Raw genomic sequence first — 22,755 nt, 5'->3', positions numbered from 1 at the left:
GCCTCAGGGGGAGCCTCAATGTATCGCCGCAGCGACAATGATGCTGATGCCCAGACACATGGCCGCCACCACCATGGCCAGCGCCTTGTTGTGCTTCTCCACGATCTCGGCCCACATGTCCACGGGCGTGATCTTGTCGATGATGATGAAGCACAGCCAGAACACCACCACGCCCACCAGGGCGTAGATGATGGAGCCGAAGAAGTTCTGGGGGTTGAACCAGTCAAACATGATCTCTCTCCTCGAATGAGATGGGGGCGCTATTTGTGGCTTCCGCCGGAGGTATAGCCACCATAGGAGCCGCTGCTGGAGCGGCTGTAGCTGCAGTTGGGGTCGGTGCGCGGATCGCAGTTGGGGCTGGACATGCAGGCGCGCAGAAACGGCAGGATGAACAGCAGCAGGAACAGCCAGAACAGGATCGTGCCCCAGCTGAAGCCGCTGCCCGACAGCGGGCTGACCTGGGAGCGGTCCTTGAGCTTGCCGGTGCCGAAGGCCTGGGCAATGGTCTCTGCCGACGCACGCTGCCCGTGGGTCCAGGTGGTTTCCTGATTGGCGGTCTCCAGCGCCAGCGTGGACTGCTTGCCGCCATTGGCGAAGTCCACATTGCTGGATTTGGCGCCCTTGAAGACGGGCCAGTAGAACTCGCCCTCGGCATATTCAGTCTCGGCCAGGTAGGCATAGTCGCGCTGGTATTTGCGCTGCAGGTAGGTCGCGGTGGCGCCGTTCTTGCTGAGCTTGGGGGCACCGGTGATGACACGCGCCGTGCTCCAGCCGTCTTCAGAATCGACGATGAACGAAAAGCCCGCCTTCTTGTTGTAGAGCAGGTACTCGTCCCAGGTGAAGCTGTCGTCCTCATCCTCGCCCAGGCCACGACCGCTGCGCCTTTGAAAACCCACGACCTGCCATTTCAGGCCGTCGAGCGTGCCTTCGCTGCCCAATGGGATCAGAGGCTTGACCTTTCTGCGCTGCTCGGCATAGCTCAGCTCCGCCCCCATGCCCTTGGACATGTCGATCAGGCTGCCGCAGCTGGGGCAGCTCAGGGCCTTGGTGGTGTCGAAGCGCACGGGCACCACGGCAGCACACTTGGGACAGTTGAAGTGGCGCCCCTGGGCTTTTTGCTGGGCGCTGCTGCGCAGGCCCTGCATCTGCAACGCCTCCAGCGCCACGGCGGCCCCCAGGCTGAAGGCCGGTGTCTTGTGACTGAAGTCGATGGAGAGAATCTGGTTCTTCTCGCTGCGCAACTCCACCAGCTTGAAGCTCTTGCCGAGCTGAGGCAACTGGGGCAGCTCGCCCTGGGCCGCCATCAGCTGCGCATCCTGAATGCTGGTGACGGTGAAAGATTCCGTGCCTGCCTTGAGCTCGCGGCCCATGCGCCATTCGCGCTGCTGGAACTCGGTCACCTTCCAGCCCGGCGGCTGCCAGTTCACGGCAAAGACAAAGCTGCCGTTGTCCTCGCTCAGCCAGGCCAGCTCGCCGTTGGTGAGCGCAGCCACCCATTCCGACCAGCTGCCTGCCGCGCTTTTGTACTGCGCGCGGCCCACGACGGTAAAGGGTTCGGGCTTGCCGTTGCGCTTGACCATGCCCGAGGCGCCCAGCTGCAGCGGGCTGTAGTCCTCGAACACTTCGGCCATGGAGCCAATGCGCTTGAGCGTCTCGCCATCGCGAAGTACGGTGCTGCGGCAGAACTCGCAGACGGCAAAACTCGATTGCGCACTCGCGAAGTGGACCGGCGCGCCACAACCAGGACAGGGAGCGCTGTAGTCGCGCTGCGATGGGCTGGAAGCCATATCTTTTTGCTATTTAATCAGGAGCTTCTTGCGCTTGGATGGAAGAGGCCTGAAGGCGGCCTCGGCGAAATGCAGCAGCCGCGCCCTAGCGATGCTTGCTCTTGCCGCTCTTGCGGGCCGCGCCCTCTGCAGGCTTGGAGCCCTCGGTCTTTTTCTGGCCCAGCCTGGACTCCTTGCCGGCGATCAGGCGCTGGATGTTTTCGCGATGACGCCAGACCAGCAGGATCGCCATCACCACAATCGCGGCAGTGATGGGCGCTTCCGCATCCCAGACGATGCCGCTGCACAGCACGTAGTACACGGGCGCGAACACCGAGGCCACCAGCGCGGCCAGGGAGGAATAGCGCAAGAACACGGCCACGATGACCCAGGTCAGCGCCGTCGCCAGACCCAGCCAGCCGCTGATGCCCAGCAGCACGCCCAGCGCCGTGGCCACGCCCTTGCCGCCCTTGAAGCCGAAGAACACCGGATACAGATGGCCCAGGAAAGCCGCCAGGCCGGCCAGTGCCACCGTGCTGTCGCCCAGACCGAACGGCTCGCCGAAGGCCTTGACCAGTACCACGGGCATCAGACCCTTGAGTGCATCCAGCACCAGCGTGACGGCCGCAGCCGCCTTGCTGCCCGAGCGCAGCACATTGGTGGCACCGGGGTTGCCGCTGCCATAGGTGCGCGGGTCGTTCAAGCCCATGACGCGGCTGACGATGACGGCAAAGGACAGCGAACCAATCAGATAGGCCGCGATGACGGCGATAACGGGATAGAGGGCGTTCAAAGGAATTCCTCGGCCAGAGACTGGCCCAAAGGCTCGCCAACCAAGGTCGGCGGCACCGATTGTTGTCACGACTTGCGCAACCCGGATCAGGCACGGCGGTTTGTAGACCGTCATGCCCGTTGTGCATCCTGGTGGGCGTAAGTCCTTGTTGTTTGCGTTTTTGCCAGCCGGCGTCTGCCCCGGTTGGCTAGACCCCTATTCTGCCAGCGCGCAGTGCACCGGCCGGGCATCGAGCAGACGGGTACAAACCTCAGGGGCCAGTTGCACCAGATAGCCGCGCCGCCCGCCATTGATGGCAATGCGTGGCAGCGCGAGTATGGTCTCCTCGATATAGACCGGCATGTCGCGCCTGGTGCCAAACGGCGAGGTGCCGCCCACCAGATAGCCGCTGTGGCGGTTGGCCACCTCGAGCTTGCAGGGCTCCACGCTCTTGGCTCCGATCTGGCGCGCCAGGTTCTTGGTCGATACCTTGCAATCGCCATGCATGAGCACGATCAGCGGCCTGGCATCCTGATCCTGCATCACCAGGGTCTTGACGACCGCATGCTCGTCCAGCCCCAGCTGACGCGCCGACTCCTCGGTGCCGCCATGCTCCACATAGTCATAAGGGTGCTCCGTGAACTCCACCTTGTGGGCCTTGAGCATCTGCGTGGCCGGCGTCTCGCTCACATGGGCGCTCTTGTCTTTTTTTGCCATGATTCAATCTTGATAGCTGCTGGCACATGCTTCACATGGACCATGCAGCCATTTTCCCTCAATAAAACCCTCAGACCGCGGGGTCGCGCATCTCCCAGCGGATGGCGTCGATTGCGGCCAGCAGCTCGGCAGGCAGCTGCGTGCCCCAGGCGTCGAGATCCTCGTCGAGCTGGGCCACCGAAGTCACACCGATGATGGTGCTGGCCACCTGCCACTTGGTGTAGCAGAAGGCCAGCGCCAGCTGCACCGGCGTCAGGCCATGCTGCTGAGCCAGCGCGTTATAGCGGCGCGCAGCGGCCAGCGCATCGGGGCGGCCCCAGCGCTGTCTCTGCACCGATTCATACCTGGCGATGCGTGCCTGCTTGGGCGCGCCCTCCTCGGTCGGCGCAAACTGGTCGAACTTGCCCGTCAGCAGGCCGAACGCCAGCGGCGAATAGGCCAGCAGCGACACATCGAGGCGGTGGCAGGTTTCGTCCAGCCCGTTCTCATAGCTGCGGTTCACCAGGCAATAGGGGTTCTGAATCGCGGCCACGCGCGGCAGTCCGTGCTGCTCGGCCAGGCGCACGAACTCATGCACGCCATAAGGCGTCTCGTTGGACAGGCCGATGTAGCGGATCTTGCCCTGCCTGACCAGACCGGCCAGCGCCTGCAGCTGTTCGTGGATGGGCGTGAGCGAGCTTTCCTTCTGCGGGTCGTAGTACATGCCGCCGAAGGCCGGCACATGGCGCTCGGGCCAGTGAATCTGGTAGAGGTCGATCACCTCGGTCTGCAGGCGCTCGAGACTGGCGTCGCAGGAGCGCACGATGTCCTGCGCCGACAGGCCCGAGCCTTCGCGGATCCAGGGCATGCCACGCGAGGGGCCGGCCACCTTGCTGGCCAGCGTGATCCGCTCGCGCATGCCGGGGCGGGCCTTGAGCCAGCGACCGATGATGGACTCCGTCGCGCCACAGGTGGCCTCACGGGCCGGCACGGCATACATTTCGGCCGTATCGAAGAAATCCACGCCGCGTTCCACGGCGCGGTCCATGATGCGCCAGGCTTCGGCTTCGTCAACCTGCTCACCAAACGTCATGGTGCCCAGACAGATGGGGCTGACGCGCAGATCGCTCTGACCCAGAGCGACGGGATTCATGGAAAGACGTGAGTTGGATGCAGCAAAAGTCATGCTCCCGAGTTTAGGGCCTGAGAGCCCAAGACCACGGCGGACTCCCTGTTTTTGCGCACCCGGCTGTCCCGCGCACGACGGGCCATGCCGCAAGCGCAGCAATAATCAAATCAACGGAGACCCCATGACAACGCATCACCCCACGCAGACCAGCCCGATCACCGATATCCCTCCCTATCAGCCACGCCGCCAGTGGCAGTCGCAGATGCTGCCCGTGCGCAATATGCAGTGTCACCTGCGCAGCTGGGAGCCCGAGGCCGGCTGCCGGCTCGATCCGGATCTGCCGGTTCTGGTGCTGGCCCATGGCTGGATGGATGTGGCCGCCTCCTACCAGTTTGTGGTCGACGCCTTCAGCGACGCCTTTGTCCAGGGTCGCCGCATCGTGGCCCACGACTGGCGCGGCTTCGGCCTGAGCCGCGGCGACAAACCCTGCGACAGCTACTACTTCACCGACTACCTGGCCGATCTGGACATGTTGCTGGAGCAGATCTCGCCCGATCAGCCCATCGACCTGGTCGGCCACAGCATGGGGGGCAATATCTCCTGCATGTATGCGGGAGCGCGGCCCGAGCGCATTCGCCGCTTTGTCAATCTCGAAGGCTTCGGCATGGCGCCGACCACGGCCGACCAGGCCCCCGGGCGTCTGGCTCAGTGGATGGACCAGTTGCGCGAGCAGCGTGCCGGCGGCCTGGGCCTCGCGTCCTACGACAGCGTGGAGGCCGTTGCCAATCGCCTGCAGAAAACCAATCGCCGCCTGCCCCGCGACAAGGCGCTATGGCTGGCTCACCATTGGTCGGCCCCCGATGCCCAGGGCCGCTGGCATATTCTGGGCGACGCCGCGCACAAGATCGCCAACCCCTATCTCTACCGCGTGGATGAAGCGCTGGCCTGCCTGGCCGCCATCAGCGCGCCTACGCTGTCGGTCGAAGCGTCGGACGACAGCCTGGGCCAGTGGCACCAGGGCCGCTACACGCTGGAGCAATACCACGAGCGCATTCGCCACATCCCGCAATGCGAGATCGCCCATGTGCAGGACGCTGGCCATATGCTGCACCACGACCAGCCAGAGGCCGTGGCCAGACTGATCGAGGACTTTCTGCGCTGAAAGACTGCAACTGCTGAGACTGCGACTGCTGTTTGCTATCTCTTCAGGAGCTTGTAGTGCATGCAATCATTGATTTTCAGAATTATTTGAATATGAAATCAATGTGTGACAAGCGCTAAAAGCTCACTTATTTATAGCATCCACGCCCTGTCCGGTCTGCAGCTCCAGCACATGGCGCCAGCGCCTCGGCTGCATTTGCAGCTTTCGGTAGCGGCCGTCGGCCCACTCCGCACTCATGTCCGCATAGCGGGCCGACAGCGCCAGCCCGCTCTGCCCGGTCTGGTAGATGAACTGCGAGGACTCCGGATCGCCCAGGTCGTAGATGGCGCGCAGCGAGGGCGCGTGGCGGCTGACAAAACGTCCTCCCAGCGGTCCCTTGGCATCGGAGGGCGGCGGGTTGGCGTTGTACTGCCCGACATTGACGCTATAGGTGTCGCCGCCCGAGGCCACGCTCACATTGAAGACCCCCGCCAGTGCCGCCACCGAACCCAGCGGCTTGTGCGCGCTGAGCGCCGCATGGGCAGCGCCCCAGCGCCATTGGCGCGGATCATTGCCGTAGGCCGCCTGCAGCTTGTCCAGCGTGCGGGTCAGCGCCTGCCCGGCCTGTTGCTCGCAGCTCAGCGGCGCGCACCACCAGGCGTCATTGCGCGCGAGGATTCCTTCCAGCCCGGCGCGGAAGTCCCGCTTGCCGTAGCTCATGGCAAAGCGCTGCTCACCAATGCGCGCAATCACCAGGGCGCGCGTCAGCTCGTCGGCCCAGACCGAGAAGATCAGCGGCTCGGGCCTGTCCCGCTCCATCTGCCCGTCGAAGTCCGCCAGCAGTTGCTGTGCCTGCGCTGCCAGGGCGTGGCTCGATCGGGCCTTGCGCAGCACAGGCAGCAAGGTCCGGGTGGCCAGGGACTGCACATCGTTCTGGATCGCCGCCATGCTGGCCACATCATGCTGGTTGGCGGCCGCCAGCAACTGCTCTATGCGCTGGTGGCGGTAGGGCAGGCTCCAGTCCTGGGTCAGGAAATGCGCATAGCCGGCTTCCGTCACGCGCTGGTTGGCCGTGGCCACAAAGCCACGCGTGCCGCCATCGTCCTGCGGCGTCTGCTCGTAGCTCAGCCAGCCCTGCCAGTCATAGCGCGCATCCCAGCCGGGCGCGGGCGCCACGCCGCGCAAGTCATTGCCGGGCGCACGCACCGGCACCCTGCCTGCGGCCTTGAAGCCGATATGGCCCTGCACATCGGCCGCCACAATGCTTTGCATGGGTGAGTGGTAGATGGAAAACGCCTCGAACAGTTCGGCCACGGTCTGCGCCCCGTTGGCCCTGAGGCCGGCCTCCACCGTGCGGTTGTCCGTGTCCAGCGCCGCCCAGCGCAGGGCCAGCGCATAGCGATCGGTGTTGATGACCTTGCCGTATTGCTGCTGCGCATCGCTGATCACGGGGCCGTGGCGCGTGCTGCGCAGCGTCACCCTGACATCGCTCTGGCCCTTGACCTTGAAGACTTCCTCGCGCACGGCAAAATTTTCCCAGCCCGTGGGCGTGCGGTACTGGCTCGCATCGGCCGGGTTGATCTGCTCCAGATACAGGTCCTGCACATCGGGGTTGGTGTTGGTGAAGCCCCAGGCCACCTGCGCCGTGCGGCCCAGCACCACAAAGGGCATGCCGGGCAAGGTGGCCCCCGTTACATCCAGCGCGCTCAGGACGCTGCCGTCGCCGGCCCGGCCCTGCGGCGACTGAAGGCGCGCGAAATACCAGATGGCCGGAGCGCTCAGCCCCAGATGCGGATCGTTGGCCAGCAAGGGCTTGCCACTTCGGGTCTTGCTTCCAGCCACCACCCAGTTATTGCTGCCCAGTCCGTCATTCGTGCCCATGTCCCTCGCCGTGGAGGCCGCCCATTGCTGCAAGGCCGACTGAATCTGCCCGGCCGGTGCCGAGACCCTGGGCTGAGCATCCGCCTCCCGGTAGACACCGAGCTGGCGGTACAGGCTGGCCAGATCCACCGCCGTCGCAGGGGGCTCGCCCGGATAGGCCGGCATCAGCTGCCACAGCTGCTCGGTGCTCAGGACCTGCAGCAGATTCAGCCGCGCGAACTCGTTGCCCCAGTTGCCGCCAAGGTCCAGCGCCATCATCAGCGCCCAGCCCACGGTATCTTCCGGCTCCCAGCTGCCGGCCCGGGTGCCCAGCAGCAGGAACTCCGGCGCGGCAGCCTGAGCGGGCCTGGCATGGAAGGCCGCAATGCCCTGGCTGTAGGCCTGCAAGGCTTCCTGTACGGCAGGCGGCAGCGCCGCGTACTGGCGACGCCCCGCGCCATGAATGTCCAGCGCCCGCATCAGCTTGTCCATCTCCAGCGTGGCCGGGCCCAGAGTCTCCGACAGCCGCCCCTGCATCAGACGGCGGTTGAACTCCAGCTGCCAGCCGCGCTCCTGCGCATGGACAAAGCCCAGGGCCCGCCAGGCATCCTGCGGCGAGTCGGCGCTGATATGCGTGACATCGGAGTCGTCGCGCCTGACCCACACGCTGCGCTCAAGCCCGTCGAGGACCAGCTTGCCATCCAGGTGCGGCTGGGCCCGCACGCCATAGACCGCCAGCGCGGCCCCTGCCAGCAAAACCAGCCCGCAGGCCGCAGCCGCCAGATGCCATGTGCGCCTGAGCCAGGGATGAGCAGAGGGCTCTGCCGCCGAAGTGATGTCTCCCATATCGCCTCTTGTCATGCGTCCGGTGCGCAACATCCACATGCTGATCGCGTCCAGCCATGGGCGACAATACCTGTTTGGGCCACGGCCCGCAGAACGTGTTTACGATCTCCTCGCGCCGCGACAGAGGCTTTGCGGGATGGGATGCAAGGCGCGATACCGCAGCAATAGCCCCGCTATTGCGAGGATTCGCAACGCCGCAGACCGCCCGCAAAGACACTGTCCCGAAGGGTTGGAGCGAAATCGGGCGATTTGCTACGCGCTGTCTCTTGCTTGCACCCCGGTGCAAGCGGCGAGCCATCGCTTCGAACTCATCCCGATTGCGCTCCAACGCGGCTGCGTAGAGATCGTAGACACGTTCTTAGGAAAACGACTTACGAAGATTCAGGTCAGGCATGGTGCTTTGTCGATAGAAAGTCCCGCCGTGCCTCCCTGTTTGCGTCAGTCCCAAGGAATTCAACGCATGTGGCCCTTCAGTCTGTTCAAGAAACTCAGCCAGGACCCGGCCGTGGGTCAGCCCCGGGGCGACTATATCGGCTGCTATCTGCTGGGCACGCATACCAGCGGGCGCGACGATGACATCAGCTATATCTCGCTGGCAACCACGCGCGAGCAGCTGGAGCTGGATGCACGCCAGTATCTGCAGGAGTTCCTGGAGCAGCATCCGCAGCTGAACGAAGCGGAGCGCCTTGCCCTGCAGGACCTGCTGGAGCACTGGAATGCGCGCGCCGATATCCACCTGGCCCAGGACGGTGGCAAGCCCGGCCAGCCCCTGGCCGTGCAAGGCGGCAGCGAGCTGTTCCTGCGCACCGGCATGCGGGCACGCAAAAAGGAAAAAGGCGTCTATCTGGAATAGACGTCAGGGCGGCGGCCGCTGCCCGACACCTGCCGCTACTGCGTGAAATTCATGTCAAAGCCGGCTTCGGTCAGGCGTACCTCGCCGCCTTCGGCTTTTTCCAGCCAGCCCCTGCCGACGGCCCAGTCCAGCGCGGACTGGCGCTCTCCCTCGCCTATGCCGTGTCTTTGCAGGTCGGCGGCAAGCACTTGCTCGCTCATTGCCTCGCCGGCACGCAAGCTTTGCTCCACTACCAGGATGTAGACCATCTTGTGGGCGGCTGTCTGAATGCTCTGCTCTGTCATGTTCGCAAGTCCTTGTTCCTGAATGAAGTTAAAGCCGGATGCCTGCCAGGCTACAGGCCTTGGGCCACTGCCTGCTTTTCATGTTTTATGCCGCGGGGCATACCCACTCTGGCAGTGAGTTTGTAGCCATCTCTCTAGTATTTCCTGTGCGTTTCCTCTGCCTGCCGGCTCCGTGACCACGGTGCCGGCGCTTCAGTTTCAGAACTGTGTTTCAGGGAGGTCATCATGGCTCGCCATACGCCCATAGAGCGCTATCGCAATATCGGCATCTCCGCGCATATCGATGCCGGCAAGACCACCACCACCGAGCGCATACTGTTCTATACCGGAGTCAACCACAAGCTCGGCGAAGTCCATGACGGCGCGGCCACCATGGACTGGATGGAGCAGGAGCAGGAACGCGGCATCACCATCACCTCGGCGGCCACCACGGCCTTCTGGTCGGGCATGGAGCACAACTTCCCGGCCCATCGCATCAACATCATCGACACCCCCGGCCACGTGGACTTCACCATCGAGGTCGAACGCTCCATGCGCGTGCTCGATGGTGCGGTGATGGTCTACGACTCCGTGGGCGGCGTGCAGCCCCAGTCGGAGACCGTCTGGCGCCAGGCCAACAAGTACAAGGTGCCGCGCCTGGCCTTCGTCAACAAGATGGACCGCGTGGGCGCCGACTTCTTTCGTGTACGCCAGATGATGGTGGACCGCCTCAAGGCCCACCCGGTCCCCATCGTCATTCCCATCGGGACCGAGGCCGATTTTCACGGCCTCGTCGACCTCATCAGGATGAAAGCCATCTTCTGGGATGACGAGTCGCAGGGCGTGAAGTTCGAGTACCAGGAGATCCCCGCTGCACTTCTGGCCAGCGCCCAGGAATGGCGCCAGAATATGGTGGAGGCTGCCGCCGAGGCCAATGAAGCCCTGACAGAGAAGTACCTGGACAGCGGCGACCTCGGCGCCGAGGACATCATCACCGGCCTGCGCCTGCGCACCATTGCCACCGAAATTCAGCCCATGCTCTGCGGCTCGGCCTTCAAGAACCGCGGCGTTCAGCGTCTGCTCGACGCGATCATCGAGCTCATGCCTTCGCCGCTCGATGTTCCGGCTATCGAAGGGCATAGCGAGGATGACAGCGCCAGCACCACGCTGATACGCCATGCCAGCGATGACGAGAAATTCGCCGCCCTGGCCTTCAAGCTCATGACCGACCCCTTCGTGGGCCAGCTGACCTTTGTGCGTGTTTATTCGGGCGTGCTGGCCAAGGGCGATCTGGTCTACAACCCGACCCGGGGCAAAAAGGAGCGCATAGGCCGCATCGTGCAGATGCATGCCAACGCACGCCAGGAGATCGACGAAATCCGCGCTGGCGACATTGCGGCCTGCGTGGGTCTCAAGGACGTGAGCACGGGCGAGACACTGTGCGATCCGCAAGCGCCCATCGTGCTGGAAAAGATCTCCTTCCCCGAACCCGTGATCGCCCAGGCCGTGGAGCCCAGGAGCAAGGCCGACCAGGAAAAAATGGGCCTGGCGCTGGCACGCCTTGCCGCCGAGGACCCTTCCTTCAGAGTCAGCAGCGACGAGGAGTCGGGCCAGACCATCATTGCCGGCATGGGCGAGCTGCACCTGGAAATCATCGTCGACCGCATGAAGCGCGAATTCAATGTGGCCGCCAATGTGGGCAAGCCCCAGGTCGCCTACCGCGAGACCATTCGCAAGACAGTCAGCGATGTGGACGGCAAGTTCGTGCGCCAGTCCGGCGGCAAGGGCCAGTACGGCCATGTGGTGCTGACCGTTGAGCCACTGGAATCGGGCAAGGGCTTTGAGTTCGTCGACGAAATCAAGGGCGGGGTGATTCCGCGCGAATTCATCCCCGCCGTGGAAAAAGGCCTGCGCGAAGCCATGAACTCGGGTGTTCTGGCCGGCTACCCGGTGGTCGATGTGCGGGTGCGGCTGACCTTCGGCTCCTACCACGAGGTGGACTCCTCGGAGCAGGCCTTCCGCATGGCCGCCATCCTGGGCTTCAAGGAGGCCTGCAGAAAAGCCGATCCGGTGATTCTGGAGCCCATCATGGCCGTCGAGGTGGAAACGCCCGAGGAATACGCGGGCGCCGTGATGGGCAATCTGTCCTCGCGCCGCGGCGCCGTGCAGGGCATGGACGACATGGCGGGCGACGGCAAGACCATCAGGGCCGAGGTGCCGCTATCGGAAATGTTCGGCTATGCCACGCACCTACGCTCCATGACTCAGGGCCGCGCCACCTACACCATGGAGTTCAAGCACTACGCACAGGCCCCGCAGCAGGCGGCGGCCGCTGCGAGCGCGACGGCCGGCCACCGGAAACAGGGCTAGGCTGATCCGGGCAACTCGGCTGCAGCTCGGCGGCAGAGTTTCCGGACTGGTTCGGACAGGCAGCTCAGGCTGCATGCAGCCACTGCATGGCCATGGCATCTTCGGTAAACGGGAAATGCCTGACCTCGGCATGCGTGAGATGCCTGCCGACGAACTCGGCCATGCCCGCCAGATGGCTGTCGGTCACCAGAGCAATCTGCTCCACCTGATGGCGGTGGCTTCTGACAAAGCCCATATGGGCGCTGAAGCCGGCCCAGTTTTCCCAGCCGGGAAAGTCCTTGGACTGAATCATCACCCCATGCAGTTTGGGATGCTCGGCCAGGAAATCGTCCACGTCCTGGCTGACGCCGTCGAAATCCTGCTCGGTCAGGGGCCCATGGGGCTCCAGCAGCAAGATGCCTTCGGGTTTCATGAGGGAGTAATTGAGCATATGCAACTCCTGCAGCGAAACTTCACTCTACGCCTGCGCTCGCAGGAATGCAGCCCTAGACAGCACCCGCAGCACAGGTTTTCGCGGCTCCTGACGCAGCATCGGGCCGACTGCGAGGTCGACTAGGGACAGCCCATGGCCCGGCTCAGCCCCTGCAGCTGCTCGTCCAGCGCGGCACGCAGATCGGCGCGCATGGCATCGCGCGTGAGCAGCTCTTCGGCATAAAGTGCCGCCCAGTCGATACCCACGCCCAGCACCACACCTGCGACTGCTCCTGCCACCGCCCCCGCGGCCGTGCCGATACCAGGAACGACGGAGCCCACTGCCGCACCGGCTGCCGCTGCCCCTGCCTTGCCAAGACCCTGCTTGGCAGCAGCTTTGGCCAGCACCTTGCCGGCGGCCTTCATCGAAGCCTTGGCCATGGCTTTGCCCGCGACGGCCGCGGCAAAGGCACCGCCCCCCGTGCCCACCAGGGCGCTGGCCGTCAGACGCTGGCGTGCATCGCCCAGAAGCTCCAGCGCAGGCAGACTGGCCACCTCGGCACGCACCAGACATTGCCCGGGACTCAAAGCCAGATGATGGCGCGCCAGGGTTTCCTCGATGCGCTGCTGGCCCTCGGCCAGAGCAGCGCCGCGGCTCAGTGCCTGCTTTTGCAGAGTCTGTACCCAGCCCTCCAGACCTGGCGTGGCTCCCAGGGTTTCGCTGAGCTTGTTCTGCAGAAACCGGCTCACATCGCCCGTGAGCAGACTGAGGATGCGCCCCCACTCCGCGCCCAGGCTGAAATACCAGTCCAGATAGCGCTCGACGGCGGCATCCAGCTGCCGGCCCATCTCCGGGATGCGCTGGCACAGGGCCTGTCCGGCCTGGGCCCGGCCCAGCAGCTGCAGAACCTGCTGGCGTGTGGCGTCCAGCGTGCCGAGACTGTAGAGTTGCTGCCCGATGCGCTCGCACTCGGGCAGGCGCTTGAGCGCCAGCGGGCTCTCCTGGGCACGGGCCAGGCCGTCAAGGGCGGCCGTGGTCTGCACCAGAATGCCCAGCACCAGCACGGCAACCAGGGCCAGCAAAGGTGCGGCCGGCAAAGGTGCGGCCGGCAAAGGTGCGGCCGGCAAAGGCGCGGCCGGCGGAGGCGCGGCATTGCGCATTGCCGCCAAAGGCCTGGCCTGCAGCAGAAGGGCCGGGGAAGTCGATGCCCCCTGCATGGCGCGCCCCAGGCACAGCAGCACGCCGACCGGGCCAAACAGCGCCAGCAGAAACAGGCGCAGCAAGGGCAACTGAGGCAGGTCGGCCATGGCCCCGCTCGCCAGCTGCACGGCCAGCAGGGCATCCAGCCCCCAGCGCACCAGCCCCGAGGGCGCTGCGTGAATCTGGGCCAGAGCAAGATTCAGCGCGTCAGGCTCCATGCCGACCGCCAGCGCCCGCCCCATATCCTGCTGACTGGCCATGCCATAGAGCCAGCCACCACCCAGCAGCACCAGCAGCAGCCAGGTGGCAGCGCGCTGGGTGAAGGCCCAGGCGAAGACCGCAGATGAAAACTCTCGCTTCAGTCCCACCTGCAGGCCACAGGCCAGCAAGACATGGAGCAAGGGAGCCAGCGCCAGCAGAGCCCATTCCCAGGGCGCCAAAAACCATGCCTGCCAGAGCGAGCTGGTGCACAGCAGCAAGGCCAGAGCCAATGCCTTGCAGGCCGGCCACCAGCCGCCGCCAAGCCAGCGACCGATATGCCCCTGCGGAGCGAACTGCAAGCGCAGCAGCTTTTTGCGCAGCATCAGGCGCAGCCAATGCCCCCAGGCCGGCAGCAGCACCAGCAGCAAGACTGCAAGCAGCCAGCCCCAGGGCGGCAAGCGCGTCAGAAGATGGGAAAAGCCGGCCAGGGCCGCCAGCCACAGCCAGCCCAGCAATACCGCGCGCAGCAGGGTCTGCGGCCGGGGCAACCCCGGCTCGCTCACCGGCGCACCAGCGCTGTTCATGGCTCGTGGCTCTTGCCCGCTCCCCGCCCTGCTGCGGCAATACCTCTGGCGATGCGAGCGTTGTAGACCGTCAGGCGGCTCAGACCCAGTTGCTCGGCAATCCTGGCATCGGACGCGGTGCCGAGCAAAGCCACAGCCTCGTCGCACCAGTCAAAAGCACGGCTGGCAACAGCGCCCGTCACCGAGGCGATACCCAGCTCGGTACGCCTGGCCACCACGCTGGCCTTGCTGATGCCCAGCTGCCTTGCCACCTCGGCATCAGCCTCCTGGCCCAGCAGAGCAAGCGCTTGCGGGGTCCACTGGAAATGCCCGTAAGCCGGAATGCCCAGCGCATTGCGTTTGAGGTTGACCGTCTTGGCCGACGTGCCCCAGCGCTCGGCCAGCACCGAGTCTTTTTCCTGGCCCAGACGGACCAGCATTTCTTCGGTCCACTGCAGTGCAGCCTTGCCCATGCGTGCGTCCTTCCCGATATCAGAAACAAGCCAGATCGGCACTTATCCTATATGCAGACTACGTTTAAAGCTATCAAAACAGAGATCGCCTAGGCACAGCAGAAGGCGCAGGCCATGTTCGCTACGCCCCTGCAGCCTCAACGGCCGTCTGGCGTCAGACATGTCCCCAATAGATCAGCGCATCCCGTCCTTCCACAGACAGCGACACCTGCGCCCCCACCGGCAGCAGCACCTTGGTGGGCACATGGCCAAAGGGCAGGCCTTGCAGCACGGGGCGCTTGAGCTGCATGCGCAGCCAGTCGATCACGGTCTGCAGCTTGAAGCCCTTGTCATGCGTGGTGAGCTTGAATTCGGTGAACTGGCCGAAGACGATGGCTTTTTGCTTTTGCAGTACGCCCGCCAGCAGCAGCTGCGTCAGCATGCGCTCGATCCGGTAGGGGTGCTCGCCCACGTCTTCGATGAACAGAATGCCGCCATCGACCTGCGGGAAGTAAGGCGTGCCCAGCAGGGACACCAGCACCGCCAGATTGCCGCCCCACAAGGTGGCTCCGCCGGGAACATAGAAGTCCTTGAGCTGGGGCTTTCCATTGGGCAGTTCGCCAATCCTGGGCATCTGCCAGCCCGCGCCCTCGCCCTGGCCGCTGAGCAGGTCCTCGAAGCAGTCCAGCATGATGTCGTCCACGGGCTCACCGGTCTTCTTGCTGTCCACACCGAAGTCGGCGTTGAGCGCAGGACCTGCCCAGGTGACCGAACCGGTCTGCGCCAGCATGGCCAGCTGAAAAGCCGTGAAGTCACTGAGGCCGACAAACTTGGTGCCGCCCGCAATCGCCTTGGCCACGGTCTTGTACTTGATGCCCGGCAGGATGCGCGTGAGACCGTAGCCGCCGCGCGAAATCAGCGCCACATCGGCCCCGCTGGCGGCTGCGCGATGGATAGCGGCCAGACGGGTGGCGTCGTCACCCGCAAAGCGCTGGCTGCTGGCCAGCGCATCGGTGTCGACCTCGACCTCGTGGCCCAGGGCCTCCAGTTGCTTGATGCCGCGTTTGAAGGCTGCCTTGTCGCGTACCGCCCCCGAGGGCGAATAGATGTAGACATGCCTGCCGCCATGGCTGTGATCATGACCGCAGCAGCTGCCATCGGCGCTGTGCACATGGTTGTGATGATCGTGGTGGCCGTGCTCATGGCCGCAGTGCTCGTCATGCACATGCACCTGGTGGGCAGGCCCATGCCCGTGCGCGTGGGCGTGGTGCTGCGAATCTTGCTGCTGGGTCGCGGTAGTGGATGCCGGGGATTTGCGCGAGGTTGCCAAAGCCTTTTCATGCGGCCATCGACCGCATGCTCCGTGAAAAGTGGGTGAATCCGCAGATTCAGAAGTTCATACGACTTACGCAAAACAGGTTCAGGCCGGGCGACCGCCTCAGAAGGCGAGCCCTTGTTGCATTCTTGTTTGCATAAGTCCTGGTTCAGATGCTTGCTCCGCCGGTCTGGCCGATCAGGCTACGGCGCAAAGTATTCCACAGCCGCTGCACCGCCGCCCTGCCATGCTGCAGGAACCGGAGCGTCAGGCCGGGTTTGCCGCCAGACCCCGGCCTGTGCCGCCAGTTGCGGCACGGCCTGCAGCCAGGCTGCCTGCCATTGCGCGGCAGACACGGGCTGCTGGGCGGCAACGGGCTGCAGCCACAGCCTGCCGGCCTGCGCCCATTGCTGCAGCAGATCGGCGGGCGGCGCCGCCAGCTCGGTCTGCAGGCGCGGCCAGGCCTTGAGTGCAGCCCGGTGGCCGGGCTGCGCAAACGGTGCATTCCAGGCGCGCGCCTCTTCAGGTCCTTCGGCATCCACAGCTGTGTGCAGCCCTTCCAGTCCTGCCATGGCCCTGGCCACATCCCAGGCCGGCTTGCGTGCGGCCTGCTCAAACCATTGCTGACGCTGCTGCGGCTGCGTGTTCAGCGGCCAGGTATCGATAAGCCACGCGCCAGCAAAGCGCTCGGGCAGGGCTTGCGCTGCGGCCAGACCCAGGCGGCCGCCATCGCCCTGCCCGACCAGTACCAGCCGCCGCAGGTCGAGCGCTTCGATCAGCTCGGCGATGATCTGCCAATGCCATGGAGCGCTGTGCTGCTTGTCTTTCTTGGGCTGGTCGCTGCGGCCGAACCCCGGCAGATCGGGCACCACCACACGATGACCGGCGGCCAGCAGATCGGGCAGCAGATGCCGGAAGCCATAGCCCCAGCCCGGGCTGCCATGCAGACACAGCCAAGTCAGCGCGGCATCCTCGGGCCCTTCATCGACCACGGCCAGACGCAGGCCCTGCAGCGCCAGCAGATTGCTGTGCCACTGCGGCTGCCAGGGCCAGGCGGGCAGGTCGGCAAACGCCTCATCGGCGTTGCGCAGTGCCCAGTCCCTGAGCGGGTGCGGCTGCTGAGCTTTTTTTTCCTGGCGTCGCAGCTGGAAGAACTCCGCCATCAGTGCCGAGCATTGCGCGGCCAGCACGCCGCGCAGTACCCGTGTCTGGTGATTGATGGTGGAGTAACCGAAGACATCGAGCACCGATCCCGCCGCACCGGTCCTGGGCTCGGCCGCACCATAGACCACGGCGTCCACACGCGCATGCAGCATGGCGCCGCTGCACATGGTGCAAGGCTCCAGCGTCACATACAGCGTGCAGCCCTCGAGCCGGTAATTGCCGAGGGTCCGTGCCGCCTCGCGCAAGGCCAGCACCTCGGCATGGGCCGTAGGGTCCTGGGCCGAAAGCGGGCTGTTATGGCCACGGCCTATGACCTGCCCGTCCTTGACGACCACGGCCCCCACCGGCACCTCGCCGCAGGCGGCGGCGCAGCGTGCCTGCTCCAGCGCCTGGCGCATGAAGTGTTCGTGCACGGAAGCATCAAGATTCATAGCTCTATGCGCCTGACAGACAAGGCCCGAATGACAATTGCTCGAAAAAAATCAGTGCCGCTCAATGGCTGCTGATCACCAGTTCCTTGCGTTCGCCGGAGTCATAGCCGTAGAGCGTGACGCGCGGATTCTGCAACTCGCCCTGCGAATCAAAGGCAATCGTACCCGTCACCCCGTCGTGACGGGTCTGGCGCAGGCGCGGCAGATACGCCTCGGCCTGGGCCGAATCGGCGCTCAGCATGGCCTTGGCCAGCACCATGGTCGCGTCATACGCGTAGGGGCTGTAGACCTGATACTGGCCGGGAAAATGCTGGTCGTATTTCTGCTTCCAGTGCAGACCGCCGGGCATATTGCCCAGGGAGCTGCCGCTCATCACGCAAACCACGTTCTTGAGCGCCGGCACCTTGTCGGCCATGGCAGGCAGGCGCTCAGAGCATTGCGCATCGCCGCCCAGGAACTTCACCTGATTCATGGCCAGCTGCGACATCTGGCGCAGCATGAGTCCGGCCTGTGCATCGAGCCCGCCGAAGAAGATCGCATCGGGTTTGCGGCCTTTGATGGCGGTGAGGATGGACGAGAACTGAGTGGCCTTGTCGCTGGTGTACTGCTTGTCGACGATCTGCACATCGCGCTCGGCCGCTGCGGCTTCAAACAGCTTGACGATGCCCTGCCCATAAGCCGTGCGATCGTCCACGATCGCGATGCGTTTGACGCCCTGGTGCTTGACGGCATAGTCCAGCAAGGCATTGACCATGGCCCGGTCATTGGCAATGACGCGGAAGGTGTCGTCATAGCCGGCCTCGGTAATTGCGGGATTGGTGGCTGCAGGGGTGATATTGGGAATACCGCAGTCGTTGTAGATCTTGGCCGCCGGCAAGGTCGTACCCGACTGAAGATGGCCTACTACGGCCGCCACCTTCTTGTCGCAGAAGCGGCGTGCCAGCGCCGTGGCCTGGCCGGGATCGCCCGCATCGTCGCCGGCCTCCAGCTTCCACTGCACCGGGCGACCACCCAGCTGCAGCTTGCGGGCATTGAGCTCGTCAATCGCCATGCGCACGCCGTTCTCCTCATCCTTGCCCAGGGCTGCGATGGGACCCGAAACCGGGCCGCCGTGGGCGATGCGCACCACCAGAGGCTTTTCCGCATCCGCCGCATGAGCGGACGACAGGGACACGGCGGCCAGCGCCAGGCTCAGGGCAGACGAGGTGCGAACACGGCGGCTCTGGGCCGAGCGATCAGTCATGGACATGCTTTCTCCTAGATGAAGCGGAAGGCTGTGGCATGCAAGCCTACGCCAGACCGGAGCCTGATGCGTGTCGGCAAACCTTGCATACCACGTCAATGTGCAACCGAAGGGCAGTCCCTGGAGTGGAAGGGAAGGCTGCAGAGCTGGATCTGGCTCGGGTCTGCTGGCGCTGGGCACAGACTCCGGTTGCTGACGATAGGGCTGCTGAACCTGGCGGCATCGCTCGCGCACCGCCACTTTGTCAGCGCTGTGATTGTGCCCCGTTGAAGGGGATGGCGCCTGCCGCACCGGATTTTCCTGGCCGCAGAACAAGCTTTTTCATCCCCCTCCCAAGACTGGCAGCAGCACCAAAGCGCGCAGACCCCGAACCGCTTTCGCGATCTGCGCCGGGGCGGCCTGGGCCGGTTCGCGGAATCTCGCGATCCGCATGCGTCAACCAGGCCCCGCAGCGTTTGCCACCAGGGGCCCTCAGCCAGCCAGCACCTGATTGAGCGCATGAACAGACTGCGCCAGCGCGCGAATCTCGGTCTGCTGATGCAGTCTTTCCAGCCAGTGTGCAGGAATGCCGCTGCGGCCCCAGAACGCTCCCGCAATCTGGCCGGCAATGGCCGCAGTGGTGTCAGCATCGTCTCCCAGATTGGCCGCCTCCAGCACGGCGGCTTCAAAGCTCCCGTGCCGGTCGAAACACCACAAGGCGGCCTCCAGACTGTGCACCACATAGCCCGAGCTCTGGATCTGCTCGCGGCTTTTGCTGCGCCAGCTGCCTTGCGCAATCTCGGCGATGCGCGGGCTGCCAAACGGCAGCGCGGCCAGATCCAGCACCTGCGCCTTGTTGGCACCCAGCAGGGCACGGCTCAATGCCACGGCAAACAGACGGCAGGCATCCAGGCACTCCGCAGCGGCATGCGTGGTACGAGAACTCAGCGCCGCCATCTCCTGCACTCTTTGTTCATCGTAGGCATACGCCATGGCCACCGGAGCCAGCCGCATCAGCGAGCCATTGCCGGCGCTGCGCGCATCCTCACTGCCCGCGAGCGCATTGCCGGCACGCAGGTACTGCTGTATTGCCTCGCGCGTTGCCATGCCGATATCAAAGCATTGACCGGTGGAACTCCAGTAGCCCCACTGATACCAGTTGGCATAGCGCGTCATCTGGTCCCTGGGATCGCAATCGCTTTTGACGACCAGGCTCTCGGCCAGGCACAAAGCCATGGACGTGTCATCCGTCCATTGTCCGGCCCTCAGCGAAAACGGCCCGCCCCCCACCATATCGGTCAGCGGTGCGAAGCTGCCGCGCACCCGAAACTCCAGTGTCGTGCCCACGGCATCGCCGCAAGCCAGCCCCAGCAGAGCACCTTCAAAACGGTTCAGCGTGCTCATTGCTCGGCTCTCAACTGCGTGCGCGCGGCCATCAGCGCAAAACCCAGCAGGTTCTGTCCATGCCATTTGCGCGGCTGCTCGGCGTCGGGATGGGTAGCGCCCAGGCCGATGCCCCAGATGCGGTCGCGCGGACTGGCCTCGACCAGCACACGCTCGCCGGTTCTCAGCAGAAACTCCCCCATGGCCGGGTTCTGGGTGAATTTGGCGACATTGGCACTCACCACGATGTCGAAGCACTCCGCCTTCCAGCGTGCCTCGTCGAAATTGCGCACGCTGCGCCCAATCTGCTTGGCACTGGCCGGAGACGGCGCAGCCAGCACCTGCGCGCGCGCCTCTTCATCCCCAAACAGCCGCGCCTTGCCTGCCATCATGAAATGCTCCGCCGTGGCAAAGCGATCCCCCTCGACAGTGAATGGAGCAGAAAACCACTGGCTCAGACAGCCTTTGCCCACTGAGCCATTCCTTTCAGCCTGATGGCCCCAGAAACAAAGGTATTTGGGACGGTAGCCCTGGTCGAGCTGGGCCACCAGATCGGCTACGGATCGAATTTCGTAATCTCGGTTCATGTCTGTTCTTCTTGATATTGGTTGAGCCACCAACGGGAAAAGTCCGCTAAAGTGGCGTGAGTGGAGTCAACAGCCTGCAGACCCGGCCCCGTATTGGGTGACCCGCCTTGCTCGCGCAGCACCAGCGCCTTGTGAATTCGGGCATCCACGCCGTCGAAATACGGCAGAAAGTCATCGACAAATGCCAGAGGCTGCAACTGCGCCAGGGCTTGTGCCTTGGGGCTGGGACCTGGAGCGGCGCGGCCGCTGGTGGCGATCACACGCGAGATCGGAAAACCCAGCCGCCGCAGATTGACCTGCCTTGCCTCGGCGAACTGCGGCTGAATTGCCGACACGCAGACCAGCTCATAACCGGCAGCGCACAGCTGCTCGCAAGCCTGGAGCGCACCTGCAATCGAGGGAATGCTTGACCAGAACTGCGCATCAAGGCTGGCACGAAAGCGGCTCAGAGCCTCGCCCTGCAGGCTGGCGACACCCCATCGCTCCATGGCCCAGTAGGCGTCAGGCTGCTTCAATACAGGCCGCTCGCCAAATACCCGCTCCCAGGCCGAGGCATATGCGAGGTTGTAGTCCAGCAGCACGCCATCTGCGTCGAGAGCTATGATTCTTGAAGTTTTCATGACGGCAGCTTCAGCAGATACCGGACCGGGACGACATCGGTCAGCCAGACACCGTTGTCGGAGCGGTAGAACACATGGCCCTCGCCCTGCATGCGCGCGGCATCCACCTGCAGCAGGGCCAGCTTGCCGTGGCGACTGCCGACCTGAGCGGCCACTTCCACGCTGTCGGACAGATGGACATGGTGACGTGACTGCCGGTTAAGGCCCTCATGAAAAATCGCATCCAGAAAACGCGTGGCCGTGCCGTGGTAGAGCACTGCCGGAGGACTGCTGGCCTCAAGGCCCAGTTCTACCTTGATGGAGTGGCCCTGGTTGGCGCGTATGCGCTTGCCATCCGCGCTGAAGGAATAGCGCTGCTTGTTGTTGTCCGCCACGATGCGCTGCAGCTCCTCCAGACGCGTCGGCCGGCCAGAGCGCGCCAGGCAGGCCAGCAGTTCATCGGTCCGGGCCCAGCCCGCCTCGTCGAGCGTGAGCCCTATGGTCTCGGGACTATGCCTGAGCACCAGGCTGAGGAATTTGCTGCGTGCGGTAGTGTTTTGATTTTTCATTTTCTTGTTCTCTTTTTCTCTTTGTTCTAGGCGGCCTGCCTGGCGCTCGACAGGTGCTTTCGCCAACTGGACAGCCAGGGCCCTGCCTTGTTCTCTCTCCATAAGTTGCATTGAGCAACTTATGCAAGTTGTACAATACAACCCATCCTTCATCCCGTCAAGCCTGATTCATGAGCGTTACACCGCGTCACTCCAAGCCAGCGCCGGACTTTCCTCGCCCCTACACCACGGTGGATGTGGTGATCTTCACGATTGCGCAAGACCGCTTGAATGTATTGCTGGTACAACGCCCAGGTCACGACGATGATCCATTTCCCGGCCTCTGGGCCTTGCCCGGCGGATTTGTGAACGTGGAACTGGATGCCGATCTGCAGGCCTGCGCCGCGCGCAAGCTCAAGGAGAAGACGGGTGTGGACAGTCCCTATCTGGAGCAGCTCGGCAGCTGGGGCAGCGCCCTGCGCGATCCCCGTGGCTGGTCGGCCACCCATGTTTACTTTGCGTTGATTCCCGCCCATGAGCTGCAGCTGACCAAAGGCGCCAATGCGGCCGATGTGGCATGGTTCGAGGTGGACGAGCTGCTGCACCGGCCCGCACTGGCGTTCGACCATGGCAGCATCTTGCAGACGGCGGTTGAACGTCTGCGCAGCAAGGTCGAATACACCTCGCTGCCCGCTTTCTTGCTGAGCGAGCCTTTTACCCTGCCCCAGCTGCAGCAAGTCTATGAAACCGTGCTGGGACGCAGCGTGGACAAGAGCGGCTTTCGCACCCGCATGCTGGCAGCGAACTTCCTGCTCGAGGCCGGACATGTGGAAGGTACATCGAACCGTCCCGCCATGGGCTACCGGCTGGCGGACCGCAGCGGACCCGTGGTTTTCCCGCGAACCTTCAGCCCACGCGGCCATTGAACGAGGCGATTACCCACCGCTGTGCCGAAACCGGAGCTTGCTGAGATAATCCTGCC

At 64.3% G+C, this 22,755-nt stretch carries 21 protein-coding genes; 4 read left to right on the top strand and 17 right to left on the bottom strand.

Going from position 1 to position 22,755, the window contains the following annotated elements; all coding sequences use genetic code 11:
- Positions 1-15: 15 nt before the first annotated feature.
- From FSY59_RS03605 to FSY59_RS03585, 5 genes are all read right to left on the bottom strand, one after another.
- Positions 16-231, bottom strand: coding sequence for a DUF350 domain-containing protein (locus FSY59_RS03605; protein ID WP_003056416.1), 216 nt, complete (start codon positions 229-231; stop codon positions 16-18).
- A 29-nt stretch (positions 232-260) separates the two neighbouring features.
- Positions 261-1,787, bottom strand: a complete 1,527-nt coding sequence (locus FSY59_RS03600) for a DUF4178 domain-containing protein (protein WP_148728473.1) — start codon at positions 1,785-1,787, stop codon at positions 261-263.
- A gap of 85 nt (positions 1,788-1,872) precedes the next feature.
- Positions 1,873-2,559 (bottom strand): glycerol-3-phosphate 1-O-acyltransferase PlsY, encoded by a 687-nt coding sequence (gene plsY, locus FSY59_RS03595; RefSeq protein ID WP_148728472.1) that lies wholly within the window; start codon positions 2,557-2,559, stop codon positions 1,873-1,875.
- 195 nt (positions 2,560-2,754) lie between these two features.
- Positions 2,755-3,255: a Cys-tRNA(Pro) deacylase gene (ybaK, locus tag FSY59_RS03590; RefSeq protein ID WP_148728471.1), complete on the bottom strand. Its 501-nt coding sequence runs from the start codon at positions 3,253-3,255 to the stop codon at positions 2,755-2,757.
- 70 nt (positions 3,256-3,325) lie between these two features.
- Positions 3,326-4,387 (bottom strand): aldo/keto reductase, encoded by a 1,062-nt coding sequence (locus FSY59_RS03585; RefSeq protein ID WP_003056421.1) that lies wholly within the window; start codon positions 4,385-4,387, stop codon positions 3,326-3,328.
- Between the two features lie 157 nt (positions 4,388-4,544).
- Between FSY59_RS03585 and FSY59_RS03580 the strand changes: the two genes are divergently transcribed.
- Positions 4,545-5,525 (top strand): alpha/beta fold hydrolase, encoded by a 981-nt coding sequence (locus FSY59_RS03580; protein WP_148728470.1) that lies wholly within the window; start codon positions 4,545-4,547, stop codon positions 5,523-5,525.
- A gap of 123 nt (positions 5,526-5,648) precedes the next feature.
- Here FSY59_RS03580 and FSY59_RS03575 read toward each other — a convergent pair whose 3' ends face one another.
- Positions 5,649-8,210, bottom strand: coding sequence for a penicillin acylase family protein (locus FSY59_RS03575; RefSeq protein WP_255439135.1), 2,562 nt, complete (start codon positions 8,208-8,210; stop codon positions 5,649-5,651).
- Positions 8,211-8,670: 460 nt separating this feature from the next.
- Between FSY59_RS03575 and FSY59_RS03565 the strand changes: the two genes are divergently transcribed.
- Positions 8,671-9,063 (top strand): hypothetical protein, encoded by a 393-nt coding sequence (locus FSY59_RS03565; protein WP_148728468.1) that lies wholly within the window; start codon positions 8,671-8,673, stop codon positions 9,061-9,063.
- Between the two features lie 35 nt (positions 9,064-9,098).
- On the opposite strand, the gene FSY59_RS03560 is transcribed toward FSY59_RS03565, so the two are convergent.
- Positions 9,099-9,347, bottom strand: coding sequence for a hypothetical protein (locus FSY59_RS03560; protein ID WP_003056425.1), 249 nt, complete (start codon positions 9,345-9,347; stop codon positions 9,099-9,101).
- Between the two features lie 225 nt (positions 9,348-9,572).
- On the opposite strand from FSY59_RS03560, the gene fusA reads away from it, so the two are divergent.
- On the top strand, positions 9,573-11,696 hold the full coding sequence (gene fusA, locus FSY59_RS03555; RefSeq protein WP_148728467.1) for an elongation factor G: 2,124 nt from the start codon (positions 9,573-9,575) through the stop codon (positions 11,694-11,696).
- Positions 11,697-11,760: 64 nt separating this feature from the next.
- On the opposite strand, the gene FSY59_RS03550 is transcribed toward fusA, so the two are convergent.
- The 10 genes from FSY59_RS03550 to FSY59_RS03505 form a co-directional block, all read right to left on the bottom strand.
- Complete coding sequence (locus FSY59_RS03550; RefSeq protein ID WP_050871811.1) at positions 11,761-12,126, bottom strand: STAS/SEC14 domain-containing protein; 366 nt, start codon at positions 12,124-12,126, stop codon at positions 11,761-11,763.
- 122 nt (positions 12,127-12,248) lie between these two features.
- A complete protein-coding gene (locus FSY59_RS03545; RefSeq protein WP_148728466.1) occupies positions 12,249-14,093 on the bottom strand; it encodes a hypothetical protein in 1,845 nt (614 codons plus the stop codon).
- A complete protein-coding gene (locus tag FSY59_RS03540) occupies positions 14,090-14,545 on the bottom strand; it encodes a hypothetical protein (RefSeq protein WP_003056433.1) in 456 nt (151 codons plus the stop codon). Before FSY59_RS03540 ends, FSY59_RS03545 begins: the two co-directional genes overlap by 4 nt.
- A 154-nt stretch (positions 14,546-14,699) precedes the next feature.
- Positions 14,700-15,749, bottom strand: a complete 1,050-nt coding sequence (locus tag FSY59_RS03535; protein ID WP_029158634.1) for an LD-carboxypeptidase — start codon at positions 15,747-15,749, stop codon at positions 14,700-14,702.
- Between the two features lie 293 nt (positions 15,750-16,042).
- Positions 16,043-17,434: a tRNA adenosine(34) deaminase TadA gene (gene tadA, locus FSY59_RS03530; protein ID WP_148728465.1), complete on the bottom strand. Its 1,392-nt coding sequence runs from the start codon at positions 17,432-17,434 to the stop codon at positions 16,043-16,045.
- A 61-nt stretch (positions 17,435-17,495) separates the two neighbouring features.
- Complete coding sequence (locus tag FSY59_RS03525) at positions 17,496-18,683, bottom strand: branched-chain amino acid ABC transporter substrate-binding protein (RefSeq protein WP_019043526.1); 1,188 nt, start codon at positions 18,681-18,683, stop codon at positions 17,496-17,498.
- A gap of 465 nt (positions 18,684-19,148) precedes the next feature.
- Positions 19,149-20,060 carry an ADP-ribosylglycohydrolase family protein gene (locus FSY59_RS03520; RefSeq protein ID WP_003056441.1) on the bottom strand — a complete coding sequence of 304 codons (912 nt, stop codon included), beginning with the start codon at positions 20,058-20,060 and terminating at the stop codon, positions 19,149-19,151.
- Positions 20,057-20,626 (bottom strand): NADAR family protein, encoded by a 570-nt coding sequence (locus FSY59_RS03515; protein ID WP_003056442.1) that lies wholly within the window; start codon positions 20,624-20,626, stop codon positions 20,057-20,059. Before FSY59_RS03515 ends, FSY59_RS03520 begins: the two co-directional genes overlap by 4 nt.
- A complete protein-coding gene (locus FSY59_RS03510) occupies positions 20,623-21,246 on the bottom strand; it encodes an HAD family hydrolase (protein WP_003056443.1) in 624 nt (207 codons plus the stop codon). The genes FSY59_RS03515 and FSY59_RS03510 overlap by 4 nt, the downstream gene beginning before the upstream one ends.
- Positions 21,243-21,794 (bottom strand): RNA 2'-phosphotransferase, encoded by a 552-nt coding sequence (locus tag FSY59_RS03505; RefSeq protein WP_148728464.1) that lies wholly within the window; start codon positions 21,792-21,794, stop codon positions 21,243-21,245. Before FSY59_RS03505 ends, FSY59_RS03510 begins: the two co-directional genes overlap by 4 nt.
- Before the next feature lie 170 nt (positions 21,795-21,964).
- Here FSY59_RS03505 and FSY59_RS03500 point away from each other — a divergent pair, with 170 nt between their 5' ends.
- Positions 21,965-22,699 (top strand): NUDIX domain-containing protein, encoded by a 735-nt coding sequence (locus FSY59_RS03500; RefSeq protein ID WP_019043523.1) that lies wholly within the window; start codon positions 21,965-21,967, stop codon positions 22,697-22,699.
- The last annotated feature ends 56 nt before the right edge of the window (positions 22,700-22,755 follow it).

Origin of the sequence: Comamonas sp. Z3, assembly GCF_008121565.1 — a bacterium.
Taxonomy (GTDB): domain Bacteria; phylum Pseudomonadota; class Gammaproteobacteria; order Burkholderiales; family Burkholderiaceae_C; genus Comamonas; species Comamonas brasiliensis.
Note: the sequence above shows the minus strand (reverse complement) of the source record. Positions and strands in the feature narration are given on the sequence as shown.